This window comes from Paenibacillus sp. FSL R5-0636 (assembly GCF_037974255.1).
Classification (GTDB): domain Bacteria; phylum Bacillota; class Bacilli; order Paenibacillales; family Paenibacillaceae; genus Paenibacillus_AQ; species Paenibacillus_AQ odorifer.
Map to the genome: position 1 here is coordinate 3,791,905 of NZ_CP150232.1, position 26,104 is coordinate 3,818,008.

General features: G+C 43.2%; 30 protein-coding genes. 2 read left to right on the forward strand and 28 right to left on the reverse strand.

Features of this window, described 5'->3' with window-relative positions; all coding sequences use genetic code 11:
* Window positions 1-6: 6 nt before the first annotated feature.
* The 18 genes from MKX34_RS17175 to MKX34_RS17260 all read right to left on the reverse strand — a co-directional run bounded on the left by MKX34_RS17175 (window position 7) and on the right by MKX34_RS17260 (window position 16,517).
* A complete protein-coding gene (locus MKX34_RS17175; protein WP_076296571.1) occupies window positions 7-801 on the reverse strand; it encodes a phage tail domain-containing protein in 795 nt (264 codons plus the stop codon).
* On the reverse strand, window positions 798-5,441 hold the full coding sequence (locus MKX34_RS17180) for a phage tail tape measure protein (protein WP_076296570.1): 4,644 nt from the start codon (window positions 5,439-5,441) through the stop codon (window positions 798-800). The genes MKX34_RS17175 and MKX34_RS17180 overlap by 4 nt, the downstream gene beginning before the upstream one ends.
* Before the next feature lie 2 nt (window positions 5,442-5,443).
* Entirely contained in the window at window positions 5,444-5,725 is a 282-nt protein-coding gene (locus MKX34_RS17185; protein WP_076143542.1) for a hypothetical protein, read from the reverse strand.
* 17 nt (window positions 5,726-5,742) lie between these two features.
* On the reverse strand, window positions 5,743-6,150 hold the full coding sequence (locus MKX34_RS17190; protein WP_076296569.1) for a hypothetical protein: 408 nt from the start codon (window positions 6,148-6,150) through the stop codon (window positions 5,743-5,745).
* Between the two features lie 78 nt (window positions 6,151-6,228).
* Window positions 6,229-6,780 (reverse strand): hypothetical protein, encoded by a 552-nt coding sequence (locus tag MKX34_RS17195; RefSeq protein ID WP_076143539.1) that lies wholly within the window; start codon window positions 6,778-6,780, stop codon window positions 6,229-6,231.
* On the reverse strand, window positions 6,777-7,187 hold the full coding sequence (locus tag MKX34_RS17200) for a minor capsid protein (RefSeq protein WP_076296568.1): 411 nt from the start codon (window positions 7,185-7,187) through the stop codon (window positions 6,777-6,779). The genes MKX34_RS17195 and MKX34_RS17200 overlap by 4 nt, the downstream gene beginning before the upstream one ends.
* Window positions 7,188-7,191: 4 nt before the next feature.
* Window positions 7,192-7,644 (reverse strand): HK97 gp10 family phage protein, encoded by a 453-nt coding sequence (locus MKX34_RS17205; protein ID WP_076296567.1) that lies wholly within the window; start codon window positions 7,642-7,644, stop codon window positions 7,192-7,194.
* A complete protein-coding gene (locus MKX34_RS17210) occupies window positions 7,637-7,954 on the reverse strand; it encodes a hypothetical protein (protein WP_076296566.1) in 318 nt (105 codons plus the stop codon). Before MKX34_RS17210 ends, MKX34_RS17205 begins: the two co-directional genes overlap by 8 nt.
* Window positions 7,951-8,331: a hypothetical protein gene (locus MKX34_RS17215; RefSeq protein ID WP_076296565.1), complete on the reverse strand. Its 381-nt coding sequence runs from the start codon at window positions 8,329-8,331 to the stop codon at window positions 7,951-7,953. The genes MKX34_RS17210 and MKX34_RS17215 overlap by 4 nt, the downstream gene beginning before the upstream one ends.
* Window positions 8,332-8,341: 10 nt before the next feature.
* Window positions 8,342-8,701 carry a hypothetical protein gene (locus tag MKX34_RS17220; protein WP_339202909.1) on the reverse strand — a complete coding sequence of 120 codons (360 nt, stop codon included), beginning with the start codon at window positions 8,699-8,701 and terminating at the stop codon, window positions 8,342-8,344.
* Window positions 8,702-8,745: 44 nt separating this feature from the next.
* On the reverse strand, window positions 8,746-9,891 hold the full coding sequence (locus tag MKX34_RS17225) for a major capsid protein (protein WP_076296563.1): 1,146 nt from the start codon (window positions 9,889-9,891) through the stop codon (window positions 8,746-8,748).
* A gap of 31 nt (window positions 9,892-9,922) precedes the next feature.
* Window positions 9,923-10,300: a head decoration protein gene (locus MKX34_RS17230; protein WP_076200993.1), complete on the reverse strand. Its 378-nt coding sequence runs from the start codon at window positions 10,298-10,300 to the stop codon at window positions 9,923-9,925.
* Between the two features lie 14 nt (window positions 10,301-10,314).
* Window positions 10,315-11,019, reverse strand: coding sequence for a scaffolding protein (locus tag MKX34_RS17235; RefSeq protein ID WP_076296562.1), 705 nt, complete (start codon window positions 11,017-11,019; stop codon window positions 10,315-10,317).
* A gap of 118 nt (window positions 11,020-11,137) precedes the next feature.
* Window positions 11,138-11,398 (reverse strand): hypothetical protein, encoded by a 261-nt coding sequence (locus MKX34_RS17240; RefSeq protein ID WP_076200988.1) that lies wholly within the window; start codon window positions 11,396-11,398, stop codon window positions 11,138-11,140.
* Window positions 11,399-11,483: 85 nt separating this feature from the next.
* On the reverse strand, window positions 11,484-12,542 hold the full coding sequence (locus MKX34_RS17245) for a phage minor capsid protein (RefSeq protein WP_076296561.1): 1,059 nt from the start codon (window positions 12,540-12,542) through the stop codon (window positions 11,484-11,486).
* Between the two features lies 1 nt (window position 12,543).
* Window positions 12,544-14,043, reverse strand: a complete 1,500-nt coding sequence (locus MKX34_RS17250) for a hypothetical protein (RefSeq protein WP_076296560.1) — start codon at window positions 14,041-14,043, stop codon at window positions 12,544-12,546.
* Window positions 14,044-14,185: 142 nt separating this feature from the next.
* The gene (locus MKX34_RS17255) at window positions 14,186-15,616 is read right to left on the reverse strand and encodes a DEAD/DEAH box helicase family protein (RefSeq protein WP_076296559.1); all 1,431 of its coding nucleotides are present in this window, start codon (window positions 15,614-15,616) and stop codon (window positions 14,186-14,188) included.
* Complete coding sequence (locus MKX34_RS17260) at window positions 15,609-16,517, reverse strand: phage terminase small subunit-related protein (protein WP_076296558.1); 909 nt, start codon at window positions 16,515-16,517, stop codon at window positions 15,609-15,611. Before MKX34_RS17260 ends, MKX34_RS17255 begins: the two co-directional genes overlap by 8 nt.
* A 74-nt stretch (window positions 16,518-16,591) precedes the next feature.
* Here MKX34_RS17260 and MKX34_RS17265 point away from each other — a divergent pair, with 74 nt between their 5' ends.
* The gene (locus MKX34_RS17265; protein ID WP_076296557.1) at window positions 16,592-17,173 is read left to right on the forward strand and encodes a hypothetical protein; all 582 of its coding nucleotides are present in this window, start codon (window positions 16,592-16,594) and stop codon (window positions 17,171-17,173) included.
* 7 nt (window positions 17,174-17,180) lie between these two features.
* Here the strand turns inward: MKX34_RS17265 and MKX34_RS17270 are convergent, their stop codons facing one another.
* The 5 genes from MKX34_RS17270 to MKX34_RS17290 form a co-directional block, all read right to left on the reverse strand.
* Complete coding sequence (locus tag MKX34_RS17270; protein ID WP_076296556.1) at window positions 17,181-17,390, reverse strand: hypothetical protein; 210 nt, start codon at window positions 17,388-17,390, stop codon at window positions 17,181-17,183.
* A gap of 180 nt (window positions 17,391-17,570) precedes the next feature.
* Window positions 17,571-18,395, reverse strand: coding sequence for a hypothetical protein (locus MKX34_RS17275; protein ID WP_076296555.1), 825 nt, complete (start codon window positions 18,393-18,395; stop codon window positions 17,571-17,573).
* Window positions 18,396-18,461: 66 nt separating this feature from the next.
* Complete coding sequence (locus MKX34_RS17280; RefSeq protein WP_076296554.1) at window positions 18,462-19,502, reverse strand: DNA cytosine methyltransferase; 1,041 nt, start codon at window positions 19,500-19,502, stop codon at window positions 18,462-18,464.
* The gene (locus tag MKX34_RS17285) at window positions 19,499-20,035 is read right to left on the reverse strand and encodes a transcriptional regulator (RefSeq protein ID WP_076296553.1); all 537 of its coding nucleotides are present in this window, start codon (window positions 20,033-20,035) and stop codon (window positions 19,499-19,501) included. Before MKX34_RS17285 ends, MKX34_RS17280 begins: the two co-directional genes overlap by 4 nt.
* 423 nt (window positions 20,036-20,458) lie before the next feature.
* Complete coding sequence (locus MKX34_RS17290) at window positions 20,459-20,653, reverse strand: hypothetical protein (RefSeq protein ID WP_076296552.1); 195 nt, start codon at window positions 20,651-20,653, stop codon at window positions 20,459-20,461.
* Window positions 20,654-20,756: 103 nt separating this feature from the next.
* Between MKX34_RS17290 and MKX34_RS17295 the strand changes: the two genes are divergently transcribed.
* Entirely contained in the window at window positions 20,757-21,539 is a 783-nt protein-coding gene (locus tag MKX34_RS17295) for a DUF4393 domain-containing protein (RefSeq protein WP_076296551.1), read from the forward strand.
* On the opposite strand, the gene MKX34_RS17300 is transcribed toward MKX34_RS17295, so the two are convergent.
* From MKX34_RS17300 to MKX34_RS17320, 5 genes are all read right to left on the reverse strand, one after another.
* Window positions 21,503-21,727 carry a hypothetical protein gene (locus MKX34_RS17300; protein ID WP_076296550.1) on the reverse strand — a complete coding sequence of 75 codons (225 nt, stop codon included), beginning with the start codon at window positions 21,725-21,727 and terminating at the stop codon, window positions 21,503-21,505. The two genes, MKX34_RS17295 and MKX34_RS17300, sit on opposite strands and share 37 nt — an antisense overlap.
* A 206-nt stretch (window positions 21,728-21,933) precedes the next feature.
* A complete protein-coding gene (locus MKX34_RS17305; RefSeq protein WP_339202921.1) occupies window positions 21,934-22,086 on the reverse strand; it encodes a hypothetical protein in 153 nt (50 codons plus the stop codon).
* Between the two features lie 608 nt (window positions 22,087-22,694).
* Window positions 22,695-24,386, reverse strand: coding sequence for an AAA family ATPase (locus MKX34_RS17310; RefSeq protein ID WP_081383893.1), 1,692 nt, complete (start codon window positions 24,384-24,386; stop codon window positions 22,695-22,697).
* A 24-nt stretch (window positions 24,387-24,410) separates the two neighbouring features.
* The gene (locus MKX34_RS17315; protein WP_256717616.1) at window positions 24,411-25,490 is read right to left on the reverse strand and encodes an HNH endonuclease signature motif containing protein; all 1,080 of its coding nucleotides are present in this window, start codon (window positions 25,488-25,490) and stop codon (window positions 24,411-24,413) included.
* Between the two features lie 86 nt (window positions 25,491-25,576).
* Window positions 25,577-26,056, reverse strand: coding sequence for an ArpU family phage packaging/lysis transcriptional regulator (locus MKX34_RS17320; protein ID WP_076296548.1), 480 nt, complete (start codon window positions 26,054-26,056; stop codon window positions 25,577-25,579).
* Between the last annotated feature and the right edge of the window lie 48 nt (window positions 26,057-26,104).

The following is a 26,104-nucleotide window of genomic DNA, read 5'->3' on the forward strand; positions in this document are numbered from 1 at the left end:
TCCTTTCTAAAAGAGATAATTATAGCGATAGAGAACTTCAACAGTGATATTCGGGCTTGTTGCCGTCACGGTGAATGTTGTCACTCCTGGTTTAAGAACAAAGAAGACACCATTGCTGCGGGAATACGTATTCGTGCCATTTAGCCGGACAGAGCATTTATCCAGGTCACTGTCTAACTCAAACACATCATTAATTCCAGCGCTGCCGGTGATGGTCAAGGTCTGGCTGCCGTCACTCATTGAAAGGTTGGTAAATGTACCAGATATACGGATCAGCGGGTAAGCCTCTGTCGATCCCAAATTATTAACAGTGAACGTCTGACCACTCGCTGTAATTGGGAATGAAGAATCCGAGATATAAAAGAAACCTTCCCCGTAGGAAAGGCCCTCTCCATATTCCCGTAGCTCAGTATCCTGTATCGACTCGATCCACGGATCATCCATCTTCATGGGAATATCAATCTTCCGGTTCCCGGTCGAAGTATCAAAAGCCATGGAACCGCGATACTCGGCAACAAACCTCTTTTCAGGTATATCATCAAATATGACTATCGAAGGTCCGTTCTTAACATCAAATACACTAGCTAGCATTGCTACGGCGCCATAATAATCATCACCCATAATAAATAGACCCAAGCCAATTGGCCGGGCCGCATAGGTACTACCAAAGTTCTTAACGCCATCTCTTCCAGCCAGCTTGATAGTGTTCTCCTCAGTCTCTGGCAAGGGAGGTATATCTCGGCTGACCAGCATGATGTCCAGAGATGAGAGCCAAACACCATTCACGGATACATCATTCATCCGGACTTCACTCCCATCGTCTGAAGTCGACGGGCTGATTTCTCACGCTCGGTATATACCGTCTCAGTATCGAGACGATCCTCTAGTTTCACATCGTTTACGCTCATGTCAAAATGATTCACGATATGTGTTTCCGACTTGGATATCCCTGAGGCAGCACCGATAAGACTAGGTGTATCTAGTATCCGGAACAGTCCCCGTAACTGACTCTGATTGAATATCCCTTCACCACCGTGTACGATAGCCGGCACGGATGCACCGATCGGACCAGGAACCACTCCACCCACGTCGAAACTTTGAAGCTTTCCTGTATCCGATGTTATTCCATAGAGGTCTCTAAGCGATTGGTTCCGTGCCCCCAGTCTAGCCATTTCAGTTTTATTCCCTGTAGATTTAGCAACATTATAGAGATCTTTATTAGCATTGTATTCAGCAAGATCAATATCTTTTTGCGCAGCAGCTTTGGTTGATGCAATAGCTGCCATCTTTGAATTGTACTGAGTGATAAAAGCATCCAGATCCGTGAGGATTTGAGCATTAGCTGTACCAGCAGAATAAACACGAAATGCTGCGATTCCAGCCTCGATTTCCTTGATGTCCTCGGAATGGTTTTCGAAGGCATCAACTAGAGCATCATACTGCCGTTCTGCCGCATCCTTCTCATCCTCATAAGCCTGTAATTGAGCTTCCTTTTCATCTTGCAAGGCATCTTTCTGAGAAGCCAGCTCTCGCTTCCGGAGGTCCCGCTCATGATCAAGAACGAATTTATCGCGTTCCTCAATAAGTTTTTTCCGTTCTTGGCGACCGTCATTACCTACAGCAGAAGCCAGTAACTCAATACGAGCATTCTTCTTAGCGAGTTCTTCCTCAAAATCCACATCTTCATTCGCTTCAGCTTCCTTCGCCAACAGGTCATCGATGGCTTTGATCTTATCTTCCTGCGCGGATACATAAGCCTTTTTGCGTTCTTCAATAGCAGCAAGATCTTTTTTCCTAGCTTCTTCGATTCGCGACTTTTCAGACTTAACGAGTTCTTTAGTTATATCTAGCGTTTTATCTGTAAGTGTTTTTCTTGCCTGATAAAGTGCTTCATCCGCCTTCTCGTAAAATTCAGAATCGGTCGAGTACTTTGCCCGAAGATCAGTCCAAGCTTGTATTTTATACTTGGTCAGTTCTTCTTCTGAAGATCCGTTTAACTCAAGTCTTCTAATCTCTTGTTCGATCATTTTAGCTCGTTTATCATACAAATCTCTTTCTGCTGCTATCGTCTCTGTGGCAACTTCCTTACGAGACGACCTTACTTTATCGTCGGCTGTCTTGTATTCATCTGAATCCTTTTTGTATCGATCACGAACACGGGTCCAAGAATCTAACTTCATTTGAGCGATCTGGAGTTCCGTTTTACCACTGTCCTCCATCCGCTTGGACTCCGCATCTATCCAGGTTGCCGAGAAATCATAACGGGATTTAGCTGAATCCTCACCCAGCCTCTTTAGCTGTAATTGCAATGTCCGGGCATCGTCTAAGGATTCCTTGAGAAAAGCAGCATGCTTTTTCCGAAGCACTTCGTACTTTTCAATCTGTTTATCAGCTGTGAGATCGTAATAGTCAGCTTGAAACTGAATTGTTTTCAGGTCAGTCTCATAGGCATTCTTTCGTGCTTCAGCAGCAAGTTCAGCCGCAGTTTTACCTTTGATTGTCTTCTCTTTCTTCTCTTTTTTCGCCTTTTCAGGTGTACTAAGATCAATAGATGCTCCTTTGTTGTTAGCACCAAGACTAAAATCACCCGATGAAAGGGAAGCCGCTGCCTTCTCGATTTCTCTTTGTTTCTCAGCGATCGCACGCTGTTCATTTGTTAGTTTTGTAAGCTCTGCTTCGTTTTGTGCTCTAGCTGTATTCGTTACAATATCAATTACAGACGGTGTCTTCCCATTCATTCGTTCCTCACCCTGTTTAACCGATTCCGCAAACGTGGATGCCTTAGCACCAGAAACAGAAGCCATAGCATCAAGTAATTTACCATAATTCTTGATTTGAGCTTCTACAGATTCACGCTGTGCTTTGGCTTCAGCAGCAAGATTATCAATCCTTGTTTGGGCGTTTCTAGCAGCATCTGTGGTTAGAGCCCTGTCTGCTGTTATCTGATCTTCGATAAAACCTATGTTCAAAACACGTAACCGTCCATCTTCTTCCTGAACAGCATTTAGTCCTGGGTATTCGCGTTTAAGTGCATTTGTAACATCAACCAATTGTTGTTTTTGTGCCTGATCCAGCTTTTGTGCAGATGATAGACTTTTAAGAGTTGCAAGTGCCGTCTCCATTGATTTGACCTTCTGGTTTTTAGCCGCTAGATCAGCAACTTCAGCTTTCTGTTCGTCAAATAAAGCTCCGATAGATTCTTTGATCGCTTTATTCATTTCATTAAGTTTTTGAGTTGCAATCTCAACACCGTCGAAACCCATGCTTCTCAACTTCTCGTCAATCTCACCTAACTGCTGATTAATTTCCATGGCTTCTGACATCATTTCAGGAGTACCTGTTCCCGTATCCCATGCAGACTGGATCTCATTTATTCGCTTTTGCAATAAAGATCGTTTGTTAAGCACAGTGTTGAGTTCCTCTGTCTTAGAACGCAATTCTTCAAGTTCGTCAACACTACGATTAATAGGACTATCTCTCAATGTGTCATTAAGCGCGGCTTGTGCTTCTTTGAAATTCTCTGTAGCTTCCTTGGCCTCGTTATATTTCCCGTAAAGAAAAGCAGCGGCAGCTGATACAGCGCCGATAGCAAGAGCGACAGCGCCGATAACAGGGATACTAGCATTAGCAGCGAGAGCAGCAACTTTTACTGCATCTATCGCTTTTTTGAGAGCATAAAAGGCAGTAACTGCTCCTAGTACTAAAGGAGTAACCGTAGAAAACGCGACAATTGAGTTTTGAACACCTGGGCTTAACTCCGTGAAGCCAGTCATCAGAGACGTTACTTCTTCAACCGCTTTCCGAATCGCTGGAACAAACATATCACCAACGATGATTCCCGCACTTTCAAATGCTGCTTTCATCTGTTCTGCTGAACCGTTTAATGAATCCATTTGGGTTCCAGCTACTTGTTCAGCTGTTCCACCAGCGTTTTGGAGGGCTTCTGTATAACCGATAAGTGTTCCTTCGCCCTGTGCAATCAGTGTTAAAAATCCAGATGCTGCTTCTCTGCCGACCAGTGTAGCAGCTACATCTGCTTGTTGTGCCTCAGTTAGACGTCCCCAAACACTCGTAAGTTGACCTATGATATTTGATAATGGAAGGATATTTCCTGCACTGTCTTTAATGCTTACGCCAAGCTTTTCCATATACCCAGCTGCTTCCTTGGATGGAGAAGCCAAAGCCAAAAGCATAGCCCTAAGTTGAGTGCCTGCCATTTCTCCTTTGATACCGGCATTCGATAATTCGCCGATAGCAGCAACTGCCTCTTCAAGACTAATATTCATTGCGGCTGCTACTGAAGCGATATACTTAAGAGCCATACCAAGGTCAGTTACATCCGCATTGGTATCTATAGATGACTTGGCTAACACATCCGCTACCCGGGCAGTCTCCGATGCAGCCATTCCAAATCCATTAAGTGCTGATGAAGCGATATCAGCCGTAAGGGCTAAATCAGTATTACCAGCGGCAGCAAGTGCAAGAACACCGGGCATAGAAGACAAGATGTCATTGGTTTTAAAGCCAGCTTGAGCAAGTAAACCCTGCGCATCAGCAGCTTCAGATGCTGTGAATTTGGTTTGAGCACCTAATTTAAGAGCCTGATCTCTTAATGCATCAAATTCAGATCCTACAGCCTGGCTGATTGCGCGCACATTTTGCATGGCTTGTTCGAAGTCTCCAGCTGTTTTAATCGCTTTTGCTATCGCCGCTCCTGCTGCAATGGACAATGCAAGATAGGCTGCACCCATTGCTTCGATCTCAATTTCTGCAGAAGTTGCGGCACTACCTAGTTCACTCATTTTTTCGATGATCTCGTCAATTACATCCGTATTCAAACCAAGCTCTTCTAACTCATGACGAACATCTTCAAGCTGCCCCTGTAAAATTTCAGGATTAGCTTCATTTATCGCATTTTTAATAGCTTCAATATGTTTTGAACTAGCTCCCAACTCCGATAGCTTACTGCTCAACTTTCCGAAACCGACAGCAGCCTCCGAAGATTTACTACTGAGTTGCTGAAAACCTTCTCCAGCTTTTTTTGCACTATCCTCTAAGTTCCATATTTTTTGAGCAGTTTTATCTGATGTTTCAGTGAGTTTTAAGATTGAAGATTCTGTATTTACTATCTGTTCTTGGAGTTTGCTCCTTTGGCTACTATCGAAAGTTGTGTCATAAGATTGCTTGAGACTGGCTAGTTTCTTTTGTTGAATTTCGATTTTCGCATTAACATTATCCAACACTGTCGTGAGTTGCTTGATTTGCTTACTGGATGCACCAATGCTGTTAAAGGATGATTCCATCTTTTTAACATCAGAAGCTGTTTTAGTGCCTTGGTCGCCAAGACCAGAAAACTCTTGTTTAACGGCTCTTAACTCCTGTTTGATGCTATTTGCATCAGCCACTAACGTAGCTCTCAATTCTCCAAGATTCCCTGCCACTATTACCCTCCTCCCTTCATCCGCACAAGCTGCGCTTGATATTGATCTTCTGCCGACATTTTCGGTTTTTCAGGCGCCTTCGGCAGTGCCTGAATATAGCGATTGATGATCTGCTCCCGAACTTTCTTGTCAGTGATATGTGGGTATGATTCAATTTCAAGCTGTTCGATTACGTTAGATGCATGTGCCTGGTCTTTCAATAGCAGCAATTGCGGCAAATCAACAAAGAAGTATTCGTTCTCGATCTGCCATTGTGTCTTGTCGAGTACCGTGCAGCACCGCATCACAAATTCGTCATGAGTTAAGCTCCGGCCTGATTCATCCGCTGCGCGATTGACTGAACGAATTGCTGCATCATCGGAGGGACCAGGCCGCTCAAGTTTTTTAGGGCATCATTCATATCATTTTTCTTCCATGTTAAATTCAGATATTCAGTGCATTCTGCAAGACTGGCTTGCTCACTTAATTCATCTATCTTGATATCGCTGAGCAGCGATGTGAGTTCATAAATTTCATCGATCATAATTTCTGAACCGGCAACAATAAAAAGTGAGCGATCTTCCTGCGGTGCCAGAAATACTTTTACAAACAGATCGCCTATGGTTCCAATGTGATCTGTCAGCTTCTTCAAACGATTTCGAGTAAGCTTCGGAATTGATACGGTTCTATTACCGAGCTTTAGCTTCTCTTTTTTGGTAAGTGGAAACATGATTCATCCCTCATTTCTCGGAATAACGAAAAAAGGAGAAGGCATGTAGCCCTCTCCTTACGTGTGCTGTTTAATTATTTATGCCGTGGCAGTTATATCTCCCCATGTATAGATAAGACCCCTAGGCGTTGCTTCCAATGATGGATAAGCCATTGCCGAGATTGTCATCTTCAGGTTGTCGTCCAGCTTGAAACCAGCATTCATGTCAAACTTAATACCCACGCTTTCAATATAAATAAAGCGTGAAGGATCGGTAACTCCCACAGGCTTAATGACTGCCCGTTTACGTGGCAGCTCCTTACCCGCCAAACCAGTAACCTGGTATTTTATCTTGGTCGGAGTTGTAGCATCAGTTACCTTTAGTGCATGCGGATTGTATTTAGTTACTTTGGCGAAATCCATATCCGGAGTCTCGAAGTTAATCGCTCCTGTAGTGCCTGTAGCAATTGACTTTACCGGTGCTGTACCCGTTTGATCCGTAGTCGGCTCAAAATAGGTAGTAGTGGTTGTAAAGTTAATACCACCTTGCGTCAAATCAATCGTAACAGCGTCCACTTCAGGAGCACCTTCTTCATCTACGCCCCAAATGAATTCTCCTGGACCCGCAAATATTTGGTTAACATCACTCATATCGTTGTTGCCTCCTTTGAATAAAATTCAAAATTAGTCGAATACATAGGATGGTCCTTTTCGTCCAGCCCCAAGTAAATTGGTTGCATAGTCTCGGTGCTTGCAAAGACATAAGTGCTACCGATCATATAATTTGGCTTGCGATGTAATAGCTTTCCTAATCTCTTCGCCAGTGCCTCAGTTGCTGCCATGTTTGCAGGCGATGTCTTATATGACTTCCCTTTGACGATGATCTGGTACGTCGGTCGCTGAGTCGGAACGTATTTGTCCGGAGGATATCCACCGGAATCCATCACGTACAAGGTCGGAAGTTTCGTCTCGACGGGATCCGCAGGAATAAAATTAGGATCTGGATACACGGAATAGCCTGCTGCGGTCAGGTAAGCAATCAATTCAGATGCAAGCACGGCATCACCATCCTTCTAGAAGCCCAGAGAGCTCCTCCATAATCCATTGCTCATTCATCTTAATAGCATTCTCCAAAAACTTCTTACCAGGAGAGTATCCGTTGTAATCACCTTTGCTGCGAGTTTTTTCGCCAGGTTGGAATTGAACAACTGCACCGCTTTTTGTCCTTCTGAATCCTTCGTGCTGAACTACTGCATAGGATTTCACATCAACGGTAGCCCCAAGATCGATATACGCCAGCCCGATTAAATGCTTGACCACGTCTATATCCAAAGCTCCTACCAAATCCCCTTCATCAATAGGAGCAAGTCGTTTGGCATCGTGTATGATCTTCAGTGCAATCTTGGTCAGCTTCTCTTCCAATCTGCGATCGATCTCACCCTCTAAATCATCTAACCTTCTGATGATCTTATCCAGTCCCTCGATATTGATCGAAAAAGTATTGCCATTATCCATAAAGGATCACTTCTTTCACATCATCGGTACCGAGATACTTCCTGATCTCATAATGCTTCACGTCGATACGGATCTCTGTGCCGAGCGCGTCAGTGTAAAGTAGCCAGTCATCGAAGCCGACCGAATTGATTCCCTCCAGGTAGACAGTGTAAGCGATCGTAATCTCCTCGCCTTTTGCGTTCTTAACCAGCTTCTGCTCCTCGACCACCTTGGCATCCTTGATAACTGGATCAGCTGGGATAGGCCGCCCCCAGTCATCGACACCGGGGTGATAATGGATTACGGTCGCAGGATATCCGAAAAGGCTCATATCAGGCACCCGCCGTATTGCAGATCGGTGCTGTCATCGTCATCAGGCACAATTTCAAACGCAGGCGTTCCAAGCAGCTCCCGCACGTCCGGCGCGACTACATCACGGATACCGCTATAAGTGACCCCTTCACCGTGGTCATCAACCGATTTCACTCCGTGTTTTTGATATTTGAGCGCCGGATCCAGTCCTTCCATCTCCCAAATAGCTTGCAACGCAACAATCTCCACAGTCTGGACTGCTGTCGGATACCAACGGGCAATGTTACGCTTCGCTTGTTTTACAGCCAATGGCTGCTTTGGAAGTTTCTTGTCCCACGCTTGGGTGTCAAGAACATTCTCTTCTATCCAAAGATTGACTTCTTCGGTAGTGGCCATATTCCATCACCTACTTCTTCTCTGCTTCAGCGATGGCATCAATCAATTCCTCAGCTGTCTTATCTTCCGTGCCCTCGATACCGAGCTCAGCAGCTTTCATCTGGAGGTCAGATTCCTTCTCGGCGATAGCTTCCTTTAGCTTAGATTCACCCAAACGTCCAGCATTGGCAACACCGAGCGCCTTTCCTCGATCCCGCAATGCCTGGAGCTCGGAATCATCCTCCGGCAACGGCTCGACTTCCTCGGCATAGCCCTGAGCAATCAGATCTTCAGCAATCTCGTCAGCTACCTTACGGATAATGTCTCCCGGCTTCATCCATTTGCCGCCGTTCTTAACTACGCCTTTTAGCTTAATATCCACTTGATTCACCCTTTCTAGGTTGATAAAAAGAAAGGAGCCCCTAAAAGGAGCTCCTAAATTACAGTTGCGGAAACAACACTGTCTGCCCAAGCAAACGCTGGGAAGTTCAAAGCCACACCTGCAGTACGAATGCGGATCGGATTCTTAGTCACATCGCGGAAAACGTAAATGCCCATGTCTCCGGTCTGTTCGGCTTCGATCTCAGCAATCATTTCCTCGGTTGTCTTAGCCCATAGATAGTTACCAAGTGGACCGTCAGGCAGCAGGATAAATCTATTCTCTGGCACCATACGAACTGTAGTAAATGCCAGCTTGCCACCAGTCAATGCACGGTCCTCAGTACGGGCTTGTGTATCGTAAGCCACCAAGGTCGGGAATTCCATTTCGTCAAAAACGGAATCCAACTGCGCTTTCGTCAACTGTGGAGGTTGGGCATTTCCGCTAGGGTTTCCGTGGTAATGCTGCCGGATGCTTAAATTACGCCGCAGGTAGGTGATGATCTTCTGCGACGTCATCGCACGACGCAACCTGATACCCTTTGCTCTCCACAGATCCACCCACAATTGAATGTCATCTAGCGGTGTGGAGTTAACGAAATCACTCCATAGGTCAGATCCCGTGAGAACAGGTTTCTGTTCAGAGGTATAGCCATAGTCAACATCGACCTTGACATTTCCTTCGTTATACACAACCTTCCCGCTCCATACGGCTGTTAAAGCAGTCCATTCACGTCGCGCTCGAATAGCATCTACAGTAAACTGTGCATCGTTGAACTGTCTGCTACGAAGTTGATTAACCTCCTCGGACCGCAGACCATAGCTTTGCGATGCTTGGAGAGCCATACGCACAAGCCGTTCGTCCATATACCGACCGAGTTGAATTTTTGGAATCTCAATGCGACTTCCCTTCATGCCTTCGCGGGAAGCATATTCAACTTCCGTCCCGAGTTCGGCAATCTTCGCCATGACTGGAAGACGTGCAGATTCTTCTTGAATCACGTCCACTGTCAGCTCGGCTACTTCACGCGGTGGAAAGAGAATAGGGCTGATGTATTCGTTGGATGTTTCAAGATTACGGGAATAGACGAGCAAGTCATCTCCTGACAATGCTTCTTCCAGCGTCAGATCAATCGGATCACCGGCAGCGAACAACTGCAGATTTAACTTCAGGTGACCACCTGTGATAATTTGTGGGTTCATTATTGTTCTTCATCCTTTCTCTAATTGGAGATTATTCAAAAACAATGTGTGGCATTTTGGTGCGCAAGGTATCGTCAACAGTGACTGGTACGCGAGCAGCGATGATCTTTGCAACCTCGTATCCGCCAACAACATGGTCGCCGTCCTTGACGTTTATGCTCCGTTTAAGGATAACTGTTGGGTTTTCGCTGCCGTCCGTGCCAGCAGCTTTGTAAGGTACGTACTTACCGGATGCGGTCAGCTTAGCCATCGGCATTCCCTTCTTAATGATCTTGTCTCCATTGGCGTCCGCCGTAACGGCAGCAGAATCAATGGTGATCCCGTTGGTCACCTCGCGGATAACTTCAAATGATGCCAGAATTTCATATTCATCCTGGACAGTGAAACGTGGTCTTGGTTGCAATCTCATGAATTATTCCCTCCTTATTTTTTGGCCCATGGATCATGAGCTGTTGTACCACCGACAGCACCACGGTTCTGAGCTAGCCTAACGATTTCCTCGCGACGCTTCTTTTTATCATCAGCAGTGCCTCCAGTGATGTCGGCGCCGAACTTCCCGCCACCTTGTTTTGTCTTAAGCAAGTGTGGTTTCTTCTTTGCTAGCGCCTCCAGTGCTTCCATGACACCCGTCAGATTGCCTTTTTCGTCTTCCTTGGCAGCAGTCAGATCAGCAAGGGCGAAAGCATCCTCCCAATCGGCAAACCCGAGTTCATTTGCCAGAACCTTAACCTCGGCAGTAAGCAAGCGCTGGAAGATCTTCTTGTTCTGCTCCGTTTCGCGCTCCTTGATTTGCTCGTCAACCAGACGGCTGACCTCGGCAGGGTCAAGTGTCCCCTTGTCGTTATCTTTGTCCTTGTCTTTCGGAGGCTTCAACGCGGCTTGCATGGCTTCAACCGAGTCATAACCCAAGTCTTTTGCCAGCGTCTTCTGAGCTGCCTTCTCTGCACGAGAAAGTCGAGATTGTACAGCAGCATCAAGCTCAGCTTGTGTGAAGGTCTTACCCTTATTCGGATCATTTGGATCAGAGTTAGGATTGGGATTAGGGTCCGGGTTTGGGTTAGGATCTTCAGCAAAGAACTGCAAATCTAAAGGAATACGTGTTGCTTTTCTGATGATATATTCTTTCATGGTATAGACCTCCTGTTTAAGTCCGGGTGGACTGCCTACCGCAGCTTTTATGGCGTCTTCACGGTGTTTTGGACAAAAGAAAAAGCCTCCACATAAGTGTGAAGACTTTAATAACAAACTATCTGATTAATGGTGGACGTTCCTTTCGTCCTTCTAAATAACCGATCCAAGCAACTATATGCTGTGAAATTGTACCATCAGGATCCTGAGTATTTAAACGATTAGCAAAGTCAGGATCCACTATTAATTTCTTCACGATACTTTCAACAATTAGTTTGCGTTCTTTTGTTCGAGGAAGGGTCGTTTTCAACAAATTACTATCCACAATGTTCCAAACGACTTTCATTTGCTCATTCTCTGTCCAGCTCGCATTTCTCATTCTAAAACCTCCATTTAAAATGATAATAATATATACTAATTCCTTGTTATTACAGGTTTTATTACATATTCTATAATGAAAAATTTCAATTACTAAATGAAGTCTTTTTTATTTCAATGCTTACTTTCCGGTAAAGCTCCTGCAGCTCCCCATATTTCTTAGTACCGCGCACCTTATTGTTGGCAAACTGCTGTAGGTTCGGCGTATCGTTCGGAAGCGCTGCTTTGTAACGAATCCACTGCTTACGAGTCTCATTCTTCCGGGACTTCTCACGCTGCAACTCGTTGTATCGCTTCATGTTGGCTTCGGTGCGGTTATCCTCAAATGGCCGATTGCTGTCCTTAATTGTCTGCTCAACCTCAGATGCAGAAGTAAACTCCTCAACCCATACTGACAGCGAGTGAACGCAATGACTATGATAAGGCGGTCGCAGGTCCAGCTTAGGGAATCGCTTGTCATTACCACTAATAGAATAAACGCGACCATGATACTTGGCACACAACGAACAAGTAATACCAACAAAGTTTACATACACTAGGTCCATCCCGTTCTGCACGGCCATGTTCTCGGTACCGGTGACATGCGCCTTCCGCTGATAGTACTGCACAACCCCGGCCATGTACTTGTCGGCAGGAATGCGGGCGCCGTTTTTGGCTATCATCCCGGTGATGCCCTGCTTGTTGACCTGAGCAACAGCGTTCTGCGTAGCCTGTCTCCGGTTGACACCTTCGACAAGTGACTGTTCATTCGCGATCCTAACTGCATCCTCGATGCGCTGCTTGGCATCACGGCTCATGTGCTCTGACGCTTCAAGAATCGAATAGAATCCATCGTCTGAGATCGCCTGTGCCGCTCCTTGATGCACAATTGCATTAACGCTAACGTCCAATACTTCCCGAGCAATGCCGGCAGCAACAAGTTGTGCAACAGCCGCATTAGCTCCATTTCGGTATTCGCTTCCTATAAGATCAGCTAGCCCTTGTCCAGCATTATTGGTCAGCTCATCAATAATTGCATCCACCTGATGAAGTAGCTGCTGTTTACGACGATTTGATATGTTTCCGCCAAGCAGTGTTTGAATTAAAGCACGCAAGCGTTCATCCGTCTGGATATATAGCGCAATCAGTTCTTCTGTCGTAGCCATACTACACCGTTACCCGGGGCGGCTGTGCGAAGGTAGGGTTCAAAGTATCAACCGCATTCTCATCTTGAATTTTCTGGATCTCAGCCGTGATTGCTTCCTCCGACCAGTCAGGGTGCAGACGTCGTACTGTGGTTTCAAGGGACTGAACGCCTTTGTCGTACTTATCTGTTTCTTCTGTATTCTTCTCACTATCTGCCTTAGGCAACATGTCTCCCCATTCAATGACAGGGTTAACAGGTTTTAGATCAGCACTACCCAGCGCATTTTCCAACAGCATACACTTCCGGATAGCATCCTTAATGGCTGCATCGAATTTGCCTTTGATCGCATCTGCTTTGATGACTGACTGTATCCAGAGGTACAGTAGTGCAATTCCGGTATCTCCTTTGCCATCTTCCATGCCAGCAGCCTGAATAGATGTCTTGGATACAGCCAACATATACCGAATCAGACGATTAACGTGTTCGAAGGATTGTGTTGTCTTCGCATCCCAGGTAATGTACTGTGGAATCGCTCCTGTTTTCTCGTCAAATGACACAACCTCAAGATCAGCACCGCGAACAAACCGAGCACCGTAATCCTTCTGGTTCTGGTTTGCGACTGTATCCCATAGTGCTCGAGGTATAGCCAGCTTCGGCTTACCGTGCTTATCGAAGACAATGGAATCCCGCGTAATCGTCCAGTTAATCTCCTCTTGGATAGTATCGATATTCCGAAGGGCAGAACGTCCACGTGGATGTAGCAGAGTTTCATCATTTATAACGAAACCACATAACAGCTCTGCTACATCCTTTAATGTCTCATCTTCTGGGATCTCGATTTCATATTCTTCCGCATATTGTTTGATATCAATTTCATCGGCAACTGTTTCGCCGTCCATCTTAAACACCATCTGCTGAATTTTAAGACCTTCTTCACTCAACTCTTGGCGCTCCACTCGGAGGAACTTCAGCTTTCCACCTTTGCCATCATCCCATTCCTCAATCCAAGCAAGGTCAGCCCCGTTACCATCCTCGTGTGGAAAGTAACGGTCACCGAGTAGCCATTCAAACCAGACCTTACCCTTTGCGCTCCGGCGGATCCGGTAGGCGATCAATCCATCGACCTGATGCTGTGTTACTGCTGCCCATATCTTGTCATTAGGCTTGGATGCGGCAACCACACTAGATACAAACTCCAGTTCAGGTCCCGCTTCTACATCAGCCGACACATTGCCAAGCGCACGGTTAATCAGATCAGCTGGTACCTCAGCGACCAGACTGGCGAAGTTGACCACAACATACTGGTGCTCGGAAGTTATTTTGATGTCCGGCGCAGCACCTCGGCGGATCAATCTAGGTCGTGACCGCCGAATCACGCGCTCTGTGGTTTGGATGCTTCGGGCACGTGGAAAGATCTGATCATGATCTCCACCGTAGAGCAGCCGGTAATATTTCATATCCTCAACTTCAACGTCATACGGTGGAGGTGGGAAACGCTTCTTACTGTAAATGATGGTCACAGGTTATTCCTCCTTTCTATGCATTAAAAAAAAGACCAATTATTTATCGGTCACAGTGCAGGAATATGCCGTTACATTGCCTTTGCTGTCGATACTAAACGAGCCTGCTTTAATTCTTTTCTTCAATATGCTCACCTTCCTCTTACCAACCCGAAGGCCGTTGATTGGTATACTGCATATCCTTCTCGGTTACAAACGACAGAATCACTGCATCAGCTCGGTCAGGAGAATCAAGACCACGCTTCTTCATATCTTCTTTCCGCTCCAGGGCAATCCGTCCCTTGCTGGTCATGCGGTATTTCCGCTGAGACAACTGAGTAATTAATCGTTCATCATTCGGAAGTTCAATATCCATCGGAGAACCCTGTAGGTGTTTAGAAAAGGCTTCTTGTAGAAGATCTCTGAGAACAGCCCATGATTCTGTACCTCTGTTCTCGTAATGCTCCAGCTCATCATCGGTGGCCTTGCTTCCGTTGTTCACTGGAACAACTCTCCAGTCTGTAAGACCCTCTTCAAGAATCACCTCGTTCAGGCGGTCTGTGACTCCGCCGCCAACTCCACTGTCATCGACCTTGATCTCAACACGGCGAAGAGCTGGCATAACTCTCAGCTTCTCCCTGCCAGCAGCAATAACTCTGCCGGCGGTGACCATGGTGTCTTGCTTGTTGTAGCATTGCAGTGGAAATACCTTCATACCGACTCGTGGGGCAATAACCGTTTCATCATCTCCGAAGCGTGCCACGTCCACTCCAATGTGAAGAGTGTCACCTCTCGCTTCGACACGAGCACCTGCCGCAAGTTCTACCAGCTCCAGGGGAATAAAAGCATCTGCTTCAGCCTTCGGAAACTCACCGAAGACACGGACCCGGATAACATCGCTGTCCGCTCCGTATTTATCAATCAGCATCTCGATGTTCTCGCGGCTGGTACGCTTGCTATCCCTGCTATCAACCTTATGGGTCTTGAACCTTGATCGGTCACGATTGTGAGAATCATAAAAAACCCCACTCGTCCGAGTCGGGTTACTACATAGCAAAAGCTTATTTCCATCACCAGATAGTGTACCGAGTATGGTTTCCATGATCCGGTCATCAATACCAGAGGCTTCATCGACTACAAATAGCATGTAGTCTTCATGAAACCCTGCCATGTTTTCTGGCTTCGTCGCTGTCCTGGCTGTCGCAAACCAGCGTTCCTCATGGCCTACCATATAAATCTTGGTCTTGGTCCATTTTAAGAGATTCTTTACCAGCGAGCGTTCTAACCACTTGGAAACCTCAGCCCAAAGCACATCATGCAACTGCTGCTTGGTCGGAGCTGTACAAACTACTTTAGGGTTAGGTCGGCAGCAGAGGAACCAGATAACAAGAGCTGCCTCAAATGCCGTCTTTCCCACACCCTGACCGGAGCGAATACTGGTACGCGGATGCATGGATACATCAGCCATTGCCTTCCGCTGCCAATCGTCTGGATCAAAGCCGAGCATATCCTCGGAGAAAGCGACCGGATCGTCCCAGTACAAATCAATGAGATCAGTCAGAGCAGCGACAGCATTGTATGGTTTACTACTCATGTTGTTCACCCGCTTTCAGAGCTCTGCGCCGCTCTGCAATCTCACGAATTGCATCAGTCCAGCTCGCGGTTGCGCCTTCTGCTCCTTGCATCTTCTGAAGCTCAATCCGAAGGATTTCCGTGCGGACCTGTTTCTCTTCATCAACCGCAATAAGTTTGTTCTTCAGCTCAATAGCGCGGATCTTCTTATCTTGTATGCGGGTCAAGGCTTCTTCCAGCTTCACGATATCATCTAACTTTCGAAAGCCTTTCTCTTCAATCTTCGATTCCATCATTTCATTTCGACTGTGTGGGATCTTCTTCGTAATGCCGGTCTTCTCATCATGGATCTCCGCGACTTCCCTGATACCCTTCATCTCGTAGAGCACACTGCGCTCGGTCTCGGATAATCCATCCATCAGGGATTTGATTCGGTGCATCATGCGGCGCTCACGGATCGTTAGAAGGTAAAGGGATTCATTCGCCTGGATGATCGGGTCAGTGTCCACCTGATCGATGAGATGCTGCTCGGTTTCGGTTAACGCATCCAACCAAATGGTTTCATGCTCGCCTGTGGTGACTGCCTTCTTGTTTCCGACAGGTCCCCCAGATCCGCCGCTATTTCCCTTAGCATTTTTATTACCAGGGGGAGCACCACCGCGATTCCCGACAGCGTTCTTGTTCCCTCTGGGAGCGCCGCGATGTGGAACGTTCCCTTTCATTTCAATTGGTACACTCTCTTTAGATTCAGATGGAACGTTCCCTTTGAGTTCCTCTTCCCAATGGTCAATTGACTTCCATTTACGCACCTTATTTTCTCCAACAAAAAGAGCAGCGGCGATGTCCTTAATCTTCATCGTCCCGCTGCTCTCCAGCCATATCTGCTTTGCCTTGTCCCGCTCGGGACTGCGTTCTCTGGCCATGCTACATTTCACCACCTCCTAAGTTAAACCCTCTCTCAATATTTTCCGATATAAGAAAAAGGAGGATGATACTGATGTCTATATTAAACCTGATCGCTACTGCATTTTTATTATTTTTAACTATTTTATTGATTTGGGTGGAAAGAAGTAAATATGTCAAGCTAAGAAAACAAGTTGAGAATCTAATAGAAAGGGCAATCTGCACTCAAAGTCTAAACTGTTATGATGAGGTAACAAAACTTATTAAAGCATATACTCACATAAACAGCGACCCAGATATTAATATGAAGCGAATTATTCTAGAGTTAAAGTTTTTGAAAGAATCAAAAGGTAAGGATCAAGGATTTGAGGATCTTTTTAAAATGATCTCATCAATTATTCCCTTAACAGCAGTAATAGTGACAATAAGCATTGCCTTATTCAAAGAAAATTTAGAAACTTTATTTAGTTTTGGAGACCTAGCTTTTAATTTAGTCTCATTACTCTTAATGTTGATAATTTTCGTCAATTTGTATTCTTTCATAAATAATTTTGCTACAGCAAGATCAAATATATTTATAAATAAGCACTTGTTAATTGCGGAGGAAATTCATAAAGAAGTACCAACCGTCGATTCTACTAATGAGGCTAACGATAATAAAAAACTGACAAATTAAAATCAGACTAAAATTCATCCTTCTGTAGCTCAATATCTATCTCAATCAGCTTCTTCAGGTCATCCACTGTCTTAATCTCAATTCGGCCGTCCTGGAAGTCCTTGACCCACTTAGCAATACCAGCCTTGACGATCTTACGGTACTGCGCCTTGCTTTCCAAGATACCGGCCATAACTTCAAGCTCATGCTGCAATAAAATTTCATCTTGTGTTCCCATTTACGTACCCCTCGACTTTCCGTTATGATGGAATGCGAGACAGCGGATGACTGTGAATGCCACGCGTGGCGCGCCGCTGTCTCAGCCGGGGGATACCCTGGGTGATGGGGAGGACGTTAGCGCGTCCTCCTTTTAATTTGAGCAAAAGAAAAACCGCCCAGACAGAGCGGTTAGATTTATCTATATTCTGGTTTGTGTTATTTCCTCAACTCTATAGTTTGTTATATTTTCATTATCATCACATGTTACGTAAATTCTACTGTTGCGAGTTTGCAAAATCACCCTCGTAAGACCTGTTTCAACATTGGTGTTCACGTCAGTAATTATTGAATTGAGTTGATTCTCACCTGTCAACTCAGAAATACTATCGATCAATCTCGCGCTGTTAAAAGACTTATGCCTCTCCATAGGTCCAATCTCATCGGTGAATTTCCTATAAACCTTAAGAAATAATGGTTTTATTATATCCCAGGTAACACCCCCCGCAATAGAAGATGCAACAAAAAATAAAATAGCTTCTCGGTAATCTCCAGAACCATTATCATAAGAACGTTTTTTATGTCCGACAATATCACATTTCATGCCGTTTTCATTTAATTCATTTATTAAATTCGGAGTCAATTCTCTAAAAACTACATCCTGAAGTTCAACTATTAACCCTTCCTCAGTAATTTCTACACCAGCGAAAGAATAATCTTCATTTTGTTTGTTTCGGAAATGACTGTCAATCCATCCTCTAATTAATCCGACCAGACTCCAATCTGCCTCACCATCAGTTGAAAAAATAAGGAATATTTTAATAGTATGGAGATTACCAGTTGAATCTATATCCATTGACACTCCATCACCTTTTTTCATCATTATTGTTCTATATAAGTCACTCTCCATTTCATGAGTATATTCTTCTGATTCATAAAGCCCTTTGAAATCTAAATTATCATGAACCTCAAAATTGTGACCAAAATCTATAAATCTGTAAAAAACTTCAACACTGATAATGTTCACATAATCTCTCCTCCGCAAATTTGTTTGCAAAAGAGATTCTACCATGTTTTTCAATAATACGTCTGCCTACAAGCTCTCATTTAACCATTGCAAATGAATTTGTTCAGCGATCCTCTTCATCATCAACGGCGGGACGCTCATGCCGCATACATATTGCACATTAGCATCCATAAAATCATAGTCCGAAGGAAACGTCTGCATACGAATAGCATCCATATCGCTGATGTGTCGCGGCTTATCCGTCCGGAGAAACACAGATGAACTGGCTAGAGTGTTCGCTACCTTCTGATCTTTAAGCAGGATCGTGTTGAAGTTGCTCATTTTCCCTTCTTCTCGTTCAGTCACATCGCCCATATTCAAATCTAGTGGACGTCGTTTGTGCCAGCGGGTATATGTCTTGCTGTCTGGATTTATCAGAGATCCATCTCCACTACGAATATCTCCATATAGTATTGGCGGCTCGTTGAAATCCAATTGGAGCAATGGAAATTCTTGATCCTCCCGAGAAGCGATAAAGAAAAGGCGTTCCCGTTTTTGAGGAACGCCCATAGTAGCAGAATTTAAAAGAAAGAGTTGTGGTCTATATCCAAGCTCTCGAAAGCGAGACAAGACCAGGCTAACGAACCCACGAGCCTTACCAACCATCATTCCCCGAACGTTCTCGGCGACAATTACTCGAGGTCGAAGTTTCTTTGCAACGTCCAAAAAATCGAAGAAAAGATCATCCAGTCTCTGCACTGCCTGTCCCTCGCGGAATGCATGCTCCCCACCCCACTTGTCCTCTCGATCTCCTGACATGGAAAACACGCTACAAGGCGGCGAACCATCCAAGATATCTAGGTCAAACAACTCAGGTGGAAGCTCTGAAATAGATACCGCCTTGAATTCCTGAATAGGCATGAGAAAGGGATACTTCGGCTTATGATTCTGCCGATAGATACGCATCATTTGTGAGTCGATCTCCACATTACCCAGCACCGTGTATCCTGCAAGCTTATATCCCATCGTGGAGCCACCTCCACAGCTGAAACAGGATAATACCGTCCTTCCATGCTTCAACACGCTGGAAATATCTGATAACCTCCAATCCCAAGCTGGACGACTCATGATACATCCTCTTTATCAAAGACGAATCCGCAACGAGGACATTTGCAGTCAAATCGGGATTCATCAAATTCACTCACATCCAGCTCACGGTTCTGAAAGTCTCCAAGCTGATCAGCAGTTGGCTCAGTGAAATCAGCAATTAACCTCTCGGCTTCTCCAGCATCAAAACCGGATAGCGTCAGATCAGCCCCACCTTCCTGCAGCTCATTTAGCAGCTGTGCTAGCGCGGCATCATCCCAGCGACCTGAGACTTTGTTAAGTGCCAGGTTAAGTAACCGCTCCCGCTCCGGATCCAAGTTGACTACCGATACAGCCAGCTCCGTGCAGCTCTGCTCATTGACCAGCACCTTGTATCGTTGGTGCCCACCGACCATATTCCCCGTCTGTTCATTCCAGACGATGGGATCAACATAACCGAATTCGTCCAGGCTACGGCGAAGCTTCTCGTACTCCGGATCTCCCGGCTGAAGGTCGACGCGGGGGTTATAGACTGCTGCATTGAGCTTTTCAATCGGTATGATTCTGATGTCCATTTAAACCTCTCCTTAAAAATAATTTCAAAGCATCCCAACCAGAGCCACCCATGCAGCGATAGTTACTGTGACTACACTGCAGAGGGGGGAAAAAGATGCTTACGGTAATTCTCAGCACTACTATTCCGGCTATCTGTCAAGCGATAGCAGCGTATTACACGTATAAAGCAATTGAAGCAAAACTCAGACTTCTGAAGTAATTCAAAGAGGGCAGACCTTGGTGGTTCGCCCTCTTTTTGAGTTGAGTTGGTTTTTCATCTTTGGGTATACAATAACTCAGCGGGAGACAAAGAAAGCCCACCTGCCCCGCTCTTTTCCGTCCTTCGCCACACAAACACACGTTTCTGCATTTAAAGCCCGAGAACGGCTTAGAGAAGATCATTTATAGACATGAAAAAAGCACCCTAAGGTGCTTGTCTTAGTTTAATCATTGAAACCATCTTTTACTGCTTGAAGGATTTCTTTGTACGCCTTTACAGCGGCTTCATCGCTTAAATGATTTTGAGCATAAGTAGTCACCACAGAAGCCGCAGAATCAATTCCTGATAGCGCTACTCCCCTTGCTCTGATGAGTTCTTGGGTAATATCAGCTGCTATCTCATAATAAGTTTTTGCCAAATCGTACACCTCCCTTCTTGCATCATATTTCGACAATTAGGAAGGTTTTTCCTTTATTATGTAGAATAAATGAGAAAATACATATTTATAAGGAGAGAATACAATGGCAGTCGATAAGTTTTTAAGTGATTTAACAAACTCCTTAAAAGTGCCCGCTGATATTACAAAAGCAGCCTTGGAACCGGCAGCAAAACAAATTGGACAAGGGCTAGGTGATCTTTTCTACATTGCTTTTTCCCCAATAGCAAAAGCAAAAATAAAAAAAGAAACTGAGATTCTAAAATTCAAAGAAGAAATTGAAGAAGAGCTTATTAAAATTCCGTTAGAACAATTTATAGAGCCCCAACTTAGTATAGTAGGTCCGGCTTTGGAAGCTTCGAAATACTATATTGAGGATGATAACCTTAGATCAATGTTTGCTAAACTTATTGCGGCATCAGCAAACGCCGAAAAGAATGATATGGCTCATACTGCTTTTGTAGAAATAATTAAACAATTATCCCCATTAGATGCAGAAAACTTCAGTTTTCTTGTCCAAAATAAAGGTAGAATAGGGATTGCTGATATAATGCTAAATCTTCCATTAGGAAATGGAGCAAATACTTGGATAAAAAATTTCTTACCGTTCCCCGACATAAATTATAATAATTACAAATTTTATTCTGCAACTATTGACAATATGGAAAGACTTGGATTAATAGAAATAGATAATATCACAACTTTTTTAGATACAACTCTATATGAATCTCTCCAGCTTCATCCTTTATACAAAACTTGTGAGGAAATTAGAGAAAAATCCCCAAATGAACAACGGACTCTAGGCCTTCAAGAAAAATTTTGGAGCGTCACTCAGTTCGGCGAGAATTTCTCAGCATGCTGCTTGTAATCTCTTATCGCTTTGATTGCAATATTATTTAGTTCATCTCTATAATCGTTCATAACCCGATCTAATTCTGAAGAGAAGTGACTAGAAATAAGCTGTAGTGTTTCTTTTATATCAAGCTTCAACTTTGTTACTTCATCTTCTAACTCAGAAATACGTTTCTCTAACATTTCATTTGAAATATTATCCACTTTTTTCGCTCCTTTAATCTTATTTCTATATTTTATTCAAGCCTATGGAGATTTATCCATAGGCTTTCTCTTTCTGCATATTCCTGTGCCACAAAACTGTGCTGTCCCTTCCCAACGGCCCCATATACACCCTTCACACTTCCTCGGCTGCTTAGGGGACTCCTTCAGTGGAGGACGAATGTTAATCTGTTTTTTTCTCATGATCGTCATCCTTTCGTGAATATAAGTAAACCCAGCAGATATGCAAGAAGACGTTTTTCCTTTTTGTTAAGCCTATACGGTCCGGCCAACGTCTTGGCCACTTCTTCACAGGTCATTTCCAGATCATTAAGCTCTGCTGCTGTGTCCAATGGGTTCACCCTTTCTGCAAAATAAAAAAGCCGCCCAATAATGAGCGACTTCTGCTTATAAAAGTACGTTTTCCAGTGAAAAAATAACGATTAAAGCAAAATTCAAACGCTTTTTAAAGAATGGCGTCCGCTAAGCGTCCGCAGCAAATGCGCTACGCTCTTTGCTTAAATCATTACGTACTTTGTAACATAGGAGGACAAGACCATTTTACTGACCCCATGAAATGAGAGTCAAAGTGACCAGAGCCGATTTCCGAAGACTTCTGGTGCGCGGACTCTCGAATCCTCAAAATCTCTAACTCTTTCATATCCACATGCCAATCAGTGGATTATACTGTTAAAAAGAATCTGAGGGAGGAATCAAAAACATTGCGAGAAGTGATGAAGAAAGCCTTGATCCGTATAGTTATTGTTGTTTCAATAGGATGGATCGGCGGGTTAATAGTAGATCACTATTCTAGATAGGAAAAGCGAGAGGATGTACGCCCCGGTTAAGTGCCGTAGATACGGCCGTGCGTGTCACTCTCGCCTGATTTCCACAGTACAAATATATCATACTAAAAAACTAATGAACGGCCGTAGTACGGTCAATAATCGGTCAAAAAGCGGCCATTAATTCACTTTAAAAGAAACGGAGAAACAAGATCAGCTACTTCTTTTAATTTCTCAGGAGATTTTTTGATGATAAGTGAAGTTATGATTTTCCCGTGGTTAACTTTTGAATATAACAAGTTATATTCTTTGAAAAAATACTCCATTACCATACTACCTTTTACATCTCTTATTAAATTTTCTCTTGATTTAGGGTATAAAGCTCTATCCTCAGTATTACTCATTATTCTTTTAATATCATGTTCCACTTTTTCTTTAGTGATGTGATGTTCTGGTTCTGTTTGATTCATCAATTCAGCAAGTTCTTCATAACAATCTAAAAAATAGTTCTCAATTTCGCGTCTTGTAAGGATACAAATATGATCGTTATATGCACTATACAAAGCGGCGATCTGTTCATCATTTTTTTCATCTCTATCAATAACTATTAAATAGGGGATAGGGGCATCATTAGAGAGACCGCCTAATATCAATTTAAGTTTAGCAGCATTATTATTCATAGCCCCTTTCTTTGAAAACTCTTTATCGGTACCTTTCATATTCAAAATCTTATAATTGAAGCCAATTTGTTTAATACCAAACGTTCTTAATATTAACGGTAAGATTAGTTCTTCTGTTTCACCTTCCACAAAAATGATTTTATCTGCGAAAGAAAAATCGCTGTTGACCACTCCAATATGTTCTAAAACTTCACCAAATTTGTCTAGTGATTTATAAGTGGATGCTCCTTTAACCTTCTTCACTAAATACAAACTTTTATCAATTGGGTAATTAATTAAAATTGGAGAGTGTGTCGTAAATACAAGTTGATGTTCTGGATGTTCGCTACACAAGTCGTAAATTGCTTTTTCTGCTGAAGGATGTAAATATGATTGAGGTTCATCATATAAAATGATTCTATCTTCTACTGAATGCAGTACAGATAATAATATAAGTACTTGAGTATATCCACTTCCACAATCACTTAAAGCTATCGGATTAGAAGAACCTTCAAATACAAGCTCAAGTTTTGTCTGGTTTATACCAAAGATGTTAGTTTTAATATCGATAACTTCAGGAAAGACTTTAATAAAATCTGATTCTATTTTGTTAAATATTGCTTCTTTATTATTATGTAATGAAAGTATAAATGTGTTCAATTGTACAGCATTTTTATCAAGTTTCGATATTTCGGATATTGATTCAAAAGAGGGAACATTTCTTGATGCACTAATAAAAATAAGATATTGAGCCAATTCGAGAAAATAAGAAAAATAGAATTCTGATTCTACTGCAAATGCAGAAGAATTAGGACAATTATCAAGATTTACCCATATACTATCGTTATTTAGGATTGGTGTGCATTTAGCACCAGATTGTAAATCTTCTATACTGTAAACTAAATATCCATTTTTCATTGTAAATTCTAGTTCTAATTCATCAGAACATTTCATTCCGAAAATTTGATGCAAAACAGAACTAGCATTATTGAAAATTATTGTCATTGTCAATATGAAATTTGGTTCAAATCTACCAATTTCACGTGCACCAAGCTTTTTCTCAAATACACTACACAGTGCCTCTATTAGAGCCGTTTTCCCTGCATTATTTTTCCCTGCTAATACAGTGAGTTTCTTTTCAAAATTTATTTCTCCTGAGTCAACAATGCTTTTATAATTCATAACTTTGATTTTTTTTAGTTTTAGCAATTTTTTCATCCTCTCTTTCTGGTAAGCAGTAATTTATTTCGAAAAAATTCTGGTCAATGCTTTCAATTTTTTAACATCTCTTATATCATTAATGATATGCATTTTTCTATGGCAATTCGGACAAAGAGCTATAGTATTGTCGATTGTATCCTTGCCTCCGTTAGCCAACCAATTAATATGATGGGTTTCTAAAAAATATCTATCTGCTTTATCTTTAAAGGGTCCATTTTCCTCACATAACTGACAAACTCCATCGGCAAGACGTTTAGCTAACTCTGAAATCACAGGATCTCTATAATAAACAGTTGATGAACTAGTAACAGTTCTATTTTTAGACATATTTTTTTTTGCCCTTAACCATAATTGCTTATCGGTTAATTTCATTACCTTCTTTTCCTTTAATAACAGATTTTTTTCAATAATACTATCATCAAGTTTAAAATCACTTGTTTCTATTAATGAAAGAGGGAATATCCATACCTTTCTATAATTCTCATTCTGATCATACTGTTGATCTTGATATGGCTCTCCATTTAATTTAACTTTTCCTCGATATATGTATTTTTTATCGATATATATTTCTAAAAGATGTAACTCAACATTATTATTACCGGATTCTTTTAATGTTTTATTTTGCATAAAATTAATATCTTGATCTCCAATAAGTCCCATGCCGGTATAGTTAAGTACTTGTCCATCCCAAAGATCATCATATATTCCAGTGGTGTGATCAGAAATTAACACAAGTGAATTCGTATTAAGTGCTCGTCTCATCTCGCCTTGATGAGAACACTTAAATATATTACACAATGTTTCATTGTCTACGGTCTTGCCAATTGTAAGTTCACTGATAGACTTTGGTCTTTTATATTGATCACGCAGCTCATAATAGCCGTTGTTTACAGAGACAAAATAGTTCTTTACTGTTGGGCTGTGCGCATCTGTCGCAGCATTAGACAATGTTGCATTTATGTAAGTATCTGGAGGTGGAGGTGACCAGCCTTTCCTTGTCACTAATCCTCTAATATCCATCCTATTAAATCTTTCTGGAATCTCTCCTCTATTAACTGCTTTTACTATCTCAATATTTAAACCCTTACCATATTTCGCCATGAAGGAACCCCTTTCTGTCATCATCCTTTTTATTATTCGATATTGTTCAACTTTTTCCTTTTTAAACTAAACAGAAGCGACTACTCTCAAGTAGTCGCTTCTAAATAACTTTCTATTAGCACCTCCAACCCCAACGCACAAGCCAATATATAAATAGCCCTCGATTTCACCCGCCGATACTTACGTTCGCTCATTCCCAATTCCCCACAGAGAATAGAATCATATTCATCTTCATGCTCTAGATAGCGCCGCTGAACGATCTCCCGTTCAGCCTTCTTAAGCCGCCCTATTGCCAGATCCAGCAGCTTTGACTGCCGTTCCAGTTCCAATTCCCTGTCCGTATTCCATACCGCTATATTCTCCGTTGTACGGCTTATCGCATTAGTAGATCCATGATACCGTGGTTCGGGGCTGGCCGTGAGCGCCGCCTGGCGCCGCACGAAGCCGATCTGTCGATATACGCGGACTGTCTCCAAATATTCTTCGACCCGACGACGGGTTTCCTTTTCGTCGATCGGGAGGATGTCAAAAGCAAGTTGGATTGCTAATTTGTCGCTTTTCCCCATGATAATCCCCTCACTCGTGGTATAATTCGAATGAAGGTATTAGATTGA